This is a genomic window from Streptococcus fermentans (genome assembly GCF_040888305.1).
In the GTDB taxonomy this organism is placed as follows: domain Bacteria; phylum Bacillota; class Bacilli; order Lactobacillales; family Streptococcaceae; genus Streptococcus; species Streptococcus fermentans.
On the sequence record NZ_JBFNFG010000003.1, the window covers coordinates 176,501 to 182,500 of the forward strand.

At 41.5% G+C, this 6,000-nt stretch carries 2 protein-coding genes, 1 tRNA gene, 2 rRNA genes and 1 pseudogene (1 of these 6 running past the window's edge); 1 reads left to right on the forward strand and 5 read right to left on the reverse strand.

Annotated elements, in window-relative coordinates; all coding sequences use genetic code 11:
- Positions 1–62 precede the first annotated feature (62 nt).
- Together AB2B50_RS04935 and comW are read right to left on the reverse strand one after the other, a co-directional pair.
- Positions 63–1,349 carry an adenylosuccinate synthase gene (locus tag AB2B50_RS04935; protein ID WP_070458011.1) on the reverse strand — a complete coding sequence of 429 codons (1,287 nt, stop codon included), beginning with the start codon at positions 1,347–1,349 and terminating at the stop codon, positions 63–65.
- A 231-nt stretch (positions 1,350–1,580) separates the two neighbouring features.
- Positions 1,581–1,817, reverse strand: coding sequence for a sigma(X)-activator ComW (gene comW / locus AB2B50_RS04940; protein ID WP_320692685.1), 237 nt, complete (start codon positions 1,815–1,817; stop codon positions 1,581–1,583).
- A 303-nt stretch (positions 1,818–2,120) separates the two neighbouring features.
- Between comW and AB2B50_RS09765 the strand changes: the two are divergent.
- A pseudogene (locus tag AB2B50_RS09765) lies at positions 2,121–2,995 on the forward strand (IS30 family transposase).
- Between the two features lie 149 nt (positions 2,996–3,144).
- Here the strand turns inward: AB2B50_RS09765 and AB2B50_RS04950 are convergent.
- From AB2B50_RS04950 to AB2B50_RS04960, 3 genes are all read right to left on the reverse strand, one after another.
- Positions 3,145–3,218 (reverse strand) — tRNA-Asn (locus AB2B50_RS04950).
- Positions 3,219–3,223: 5 nt separating this feature from the next.
- Positions 3,224–3,339, reverse strand: a 5S ribosomal RNA gene (gene rrf, locus AB2B50_RS04955).
- Positions 3,340–3,393: 54 nt separating this feature from the next.
- Positions 3,394–6,000 (reverse strand): 23S ribosomal RNA (locus AB2B50_RS04960) (it continues 292 nt past the right edge of the window).

The window sequence follows — 6,000 nt, forward strand, 5'->3', positions numbered from 1 at the left end:
AGGTCTTCTTGTAACTGTCTATAGTATAGCTGAACTATCTTAAACAAATCTTAAAAAATCTCTTATGACCAAACACTTTCTAAAATATTTGTTTGTTCACGACCAGGGCCCACTGAGAAAGTAGAGATACGAACTCCAACCAATTCGCTAACACGACGAACATAGTTACGTGCATTTTCAGGAAGATCTTCCAAAGTACGTACTCCAGTTATATCTTCTGACCAACCAGGTAATTCTTCATAAATAGGTTTACAACGTTTCAATTGTTCAAGACTAGCTGGATAGTAGTCAATGCGTTGACCATCAAGATCATAAGCTACACAGATTTTCACAGTATCTAAACCACTCAAAACATCGATAGAGTTCAAAGAAAGATTGGTAATACCAGATACACGGCGACTGTGACGCATCACAACTGAGTCAAACCAACCTACACGACGTGGACGACCTGTTGTAGTACCATACTCATGACCTACTTCACGAATGCGTTCTCCCACTTCATCAAACAATTCAGTTGGGAAAGGCCCATCTCCTACACGACTTGTATAGGCCTTACATACACCTACAACCTTGTCAATCTTACTTGGACCAACACCTGAACCGATTGTCACACCACCAGCAACAGGGTTTGATGACGTAACAAATGGATAAGTACCTTGATCAATATCTAGCATGACACCTTGGGCACCTTCAAATAGGACACGTTTGCCATTATCAAGCGCATCATTTAAAATAACCGAAGTATCTGTGACATATTGCTTAATTTGTTGACCATACTCATAATATTCTTCAAAAATATCATCAATTGAAATAGGGTTACTATCGTACAATTTTTCAAACAAACGATTCTTCTCAGCAAGGTTACGTTCTAAACGCTCACGGAAAATATCTTTATCTAAAAGATCCGCAATACGGATTCCAACACGAGCAGCCTTATCCATATAAGCTGGTCCGATACCCTTGATAGTAGTACCAATCTTATTTTCACCCTTAGCTTCTTCTTGCAGACGGTCTAACTCGATGTGGTACGGCAAAATAACATGCGCACGATCAGAAATACGTAGATTATCTGTTGTAACACCTTCATCATGAAGATAGCTCAACTCTTTCACAAGTGACTTAGGATTTACAACCATCCCATTCCCAATGACAGAAATTTTTTCAGGGAAGAAAATTCCAGAAGGAATCAAGTGCAACTTAAATTTCTTTCCATCAATCACAATTGTGTGACCAGCATTATCACCACCTTGGTAACGCGCAATCACTTCTGCATTAGCTGAAAGGAAGTCTGTAATCTTCCCTTTACCTTCATCACCCCACTGGGTGCCTACAACAACAACTGAAGTCATAATCTTGTCTGAGCCCTTAGGCTCTTCCTTTCTCACATACATGGCAGGAATCTCACCTACAATTATATCTTACAATTTATTATAATAAAGATTCTCAATTTTTTCAAGACCAAAGACCAGAAACATTAGGGAACTAGAGAAAACTAGAAAATTAATATTAAAAAAATATTGTAAATTTATATTTTGAAAAGAAAAAACTATGAAATCGTTCGGAAATATGGAATTTATAAATTATATCCCAACACAATCATTTGAAATCAATAACTGTTCAATGTACAAACGGTAGCAAGCTCTATAGTGATAAGAAAATAAAGGATGCATAATATCAAACTTGTACCGAACTAAATAATAGAGTAAAAATCGAAGATGAAAAACTTCCCATTCTAAATCATTATCTACTAAATAACTATATTCCTTTTCAATAACATCATAAAAATCAAGATATTGTTCATAAATCTGTTCAATCATTTTATTTGACTCCATTTCTATTGATAAAATGAGTATAACAAAAAAATAGAAGAACCAGGGAAGATACTTCTATCATGTACTATAATGAATATTCAAATAAATAACAGATAAAAAAATTAACAAATCAGGTGGACAATCCTACATTTCAAAAAAAGATCTAAAATTTCTGTAATGAAAAAAATACTGTAGGAATTATGCTAGTATACTTTATAATTCTAATTTGTAAAATTAAACTAGACAGAAAAAGCCATTTTTGTTAGGCTCAGATAAACTACCACATTTGTCTGATAGGAACTAACATAAATAACCTATATACATCTTACCACAAACGAACTCGTAATGATAAAGGCTTACTTTCAAGAAAACATAAAAGTTTTAGATATTGCGAACTCACTAGGAAGATCAAAACAGACAATCAACAATGTCATCAACTATCTGAAAGAGGGGCACTCTGCTTATGATTACTATAAGCGATATAAATTCAATAAGAATCGCTGTGGCAGGAATAAAACAAGTCTTTCGCAAGCAGAAAAAAACTTTATTCAAACTCATTTAGAAGCTGGAGCCTTGATATCATTAACAGAGCTCATCTAGATAGGATTTCTTGTTCTATGAGAACTCTCTATCGACTAGCAGACCGTGGTATTTTTAAGAAAGAGGACCTCCAGAAAAGCAAATGATCATAGCGAAAAACAAGGAAAACAAGCGTTTCGTAGAGATTTACGTTAGAGAGCAAACAGTTATCCCGATTTTAAGACGGAATTCGGTTATCTAAAAAGGGATACAATTGTGGGAGAAAAACACAAAAGTGCAGTTATTACCTTAGTAGAACGCTGTTCAAAACCATCATCGTACTGAAAACCAATGGACGGAAAGCAAGTGATATTGAGGCTTCTATTAATCAATGATTGTCTCAAGTCCCTAGCTACCTTTTTAAGTCTATAACTTTTGATTGTTGGAAAGAATTTTCTAATTGGAAATCTATTTCCAATGCGCATGACATTGATATTTTCTTTGCGAGTCCAGACTGCCCTGGTCAACGGGGGCTTAATGAACATTCTAATGGCTTATTAAGACAAAATGGACAACCGAACTAAATGGATTTTACTAATATATCTGAACATTATTTATCAGCTATCGCTGATAAAAGAAATAGAATGCCTAGAAAATCTTTTTAGACCTATTAAAAGGAATAAAAATTACTTAAAAAAAAACTCAAATCTAACAAACTTATAAAAGATACTAAATATTAATAAAGAGCAAAATTAAAAAGGATCAAGATGACCCCTGAAAGATAAAAAAAAACGTTCCTCGGAACGTCTACATACTCCGCCAGTAGGACTCGAACCTACGACATCATGATTAACAGTCATGCGCTACTACCAACTGAGCTATGGCGGATTAAAGCTAAGCGACTTCCTTATCTCACAGGGGGCAACCCCCAACTACTTCCGGCGTTCTAGGGCTTAACTTCTGTGTTCGGCATGGGTACAGGTGTATCTCCTAGGCTATCGTCACTTAACTTTGAGTAATACCTACTCAAAATTGAATATCTTTCAAATTTCAAGAAAACCTTAACACTTCGTATTCTCAGTTACTTTGGATAAGTCCTCGANGTCGCCACACTTCCACTTCTAACCTATCTACCTGATCATCTCTCAGGGCTCTTACTGATATAAAATCATGGGAAATCTCATCTTGAGGTGGGTTTCACACTTAGATGCTTTCAGCGTTTATCCCTTCCCTACATAGCTACCCAGCGATGCCTTTGGCAAGACAACTGGTACACCAGCGGTAAGTCCACTCTGGTCCTCTCGTACTAGGAGCAGATCCTCTCAAATTTCCTACGCCCGCGACGGATAGGGACCGAACTGTCTCACGACGTTCTGAACCCAGCTCGCGTGCCGCTTTAATGGGCGAACAGCCCAACCCTTGGGACCGACTACAGCCCCAGGATGCGACGAGCCGACATCGAGGTGCCAAACCTCCCCGTCGATGTGAACTCTTGGGGGAGATAAGCCTGTTATCCCCAGGGTAGCTTTTATCCGTTGAGCGATGGCCCTTCCATACGGAACCACCGGATCACTAAGCCCGACTTTCGTCCCTGCTCGAGTTGTAGCTCTCGCAGTCAAGCTCCCTTATACCTTTACACTCTGCGAATGATTTCCAACCATTCTGAGGGAACCTTTGGGCGCCTCCGTTACCTTTTAGGAGGCGACCGCCCCAGTCAAACTGCCCGTCAGACACTGTCTCCGATAGGGATCACCTATCTGGGTTAGAGTGGCCATAACACAAGGGTAGTATCCCAACAGCGTCTCCTTCGAAACTGGCGTCCCGATCTCTTAGACTCCTACCTATCCTGTACATGTGGTACAGACACTCAATATCAAACTGCAGTAAAGCTCCATGGGGTCTTTCCGTCCTGTCGCGGGTAACCTGCATCTTCACAGGTACTAAAATTTCACCGAGTCTCTCGTTGAGACAGTGCCCAAATCATTACGCCTTTCGTGCGGGTCGGAACTTACCCGACAAGGAATTTCGCTACCTTAGGACCGTTATAGTTACGGCCGCCGTTTACTGGGGCTTCAATTCATACCTTCGCTTACGCTAAGCACTCCTCTTAACCTTCCAGCACCGGGCAGGCGTCACCCCCTATACATCATCTTACGATTTAGCAGAGAGCTGTGTTTTTGATAAACAGTTGCTTGGGCCTATTCACTGCGGCTGACCTAAGTCAGCACCCCTTCTCCCGAAGTTACGGGGTCATTTTGCCGAGTTCCTTAACGAGAGTTCTCTCGCTCACCTGAGGCTACTCGCCTCGACTACCTGTGTCGGTTTGCGGTACGGGTAGAGTATGTTTAAACGCTAGAAGCTTTTCTTGGCAGTGTGACGTCACTAACTTCGCTACTAAACTTCGCTCCCCATCACAGCTCAATGTTATAGAACTAAGCATTTAACTCAATTCACACCTCACTGCTTAGACAGACACTTCCAATCGTCTGCTTTAGTTAGCCTACTGCGTCCCTCCATCACTACATACTCTAGTACAGGAATATCAACCTGTTGTCCATCGGATACACCTTTCGGTCTCTCCTTAGGTCCCGACTAACCCAGGGCGGACGAGCCTTCCCCTGGAAACCTTAGTCTTACGGTGGACAGGATTCTCACCTGTCTTTCGCTACTCATACCGGCATTCTCACTTCTATGCGTTCCAGCACTCCTCACGGTACACCTTCTTCACACATAGAACGCTCTCCTACCATACCTATAAAGGTATCCACAGCTTCGGTAAATTGTTTTAGCCCCGGTACATTTTCGGCGCAGGGTCACTCGACTAGTGAGCTATTACGCACTCTTTGAATGAATAGCTGCTTCTAAGCTAACATCCTAGTTGTCTGTGCAACCCCACATCCTTTTCCACTTAACAATTATTTTGGGACCTTAGCTGGTGGTCTGGGCTGTTTCCCTTTCGACTACGGATCTTAGCACTCGCAGTCTGACTGCCGACCATAATTCTTTGGCATTCGGAGTTTATCTGAGATTGGTAATCCGGGATGGACCCCTCACCCAAACAGTGCTCTACCTCCAAGAATCTCTAATGTCGACGCTAGCCCTAAAGCTATTTCGGAGAGAACCAGCTATCTCCAAGTTCGTTTGGAATTTCTCCGCTACCCACAAGTCATCCAAGCACTTTTCAACGTGCCCTGGTTCGGTCCTCCAGTGCGTCTTACCGCACCTTCAACCTGCTCATGGGTAGGTCACATGGTTTCGGGTCTACGACATAATACTAAAGCGCCCTATTCAGACTCGGTTTCCCTACGGCTCCGTCTCTTCAACTTAACCTCGCATCATATCGTAACTCGCCGGTTCATTCTACAAAAGGCACGCTCTCACCCATTAACGGGCTCGAACTTGTTGTAGGCACACGGTTTCAGGTTCTATTTCACTCCCCTCCCGGGGTGCTTTTCACCTTTCCCTCACGGTACTGGTTCACTATCGGTCACTAGGGAGTATTTAGGGTTGGGAGATGGTCCTCCCAGATTCCGACGGGATTTCACGTGTCCCGCCGTACTCAGGATACTGCTAGGTACAAAGACTATTTTAAATACGAGGCTATCACTCTCTTTGGCTGATCTTCCCAAATCATTCTTCTATAGTCTTTGAGTCCACATTGCAGTCCTAC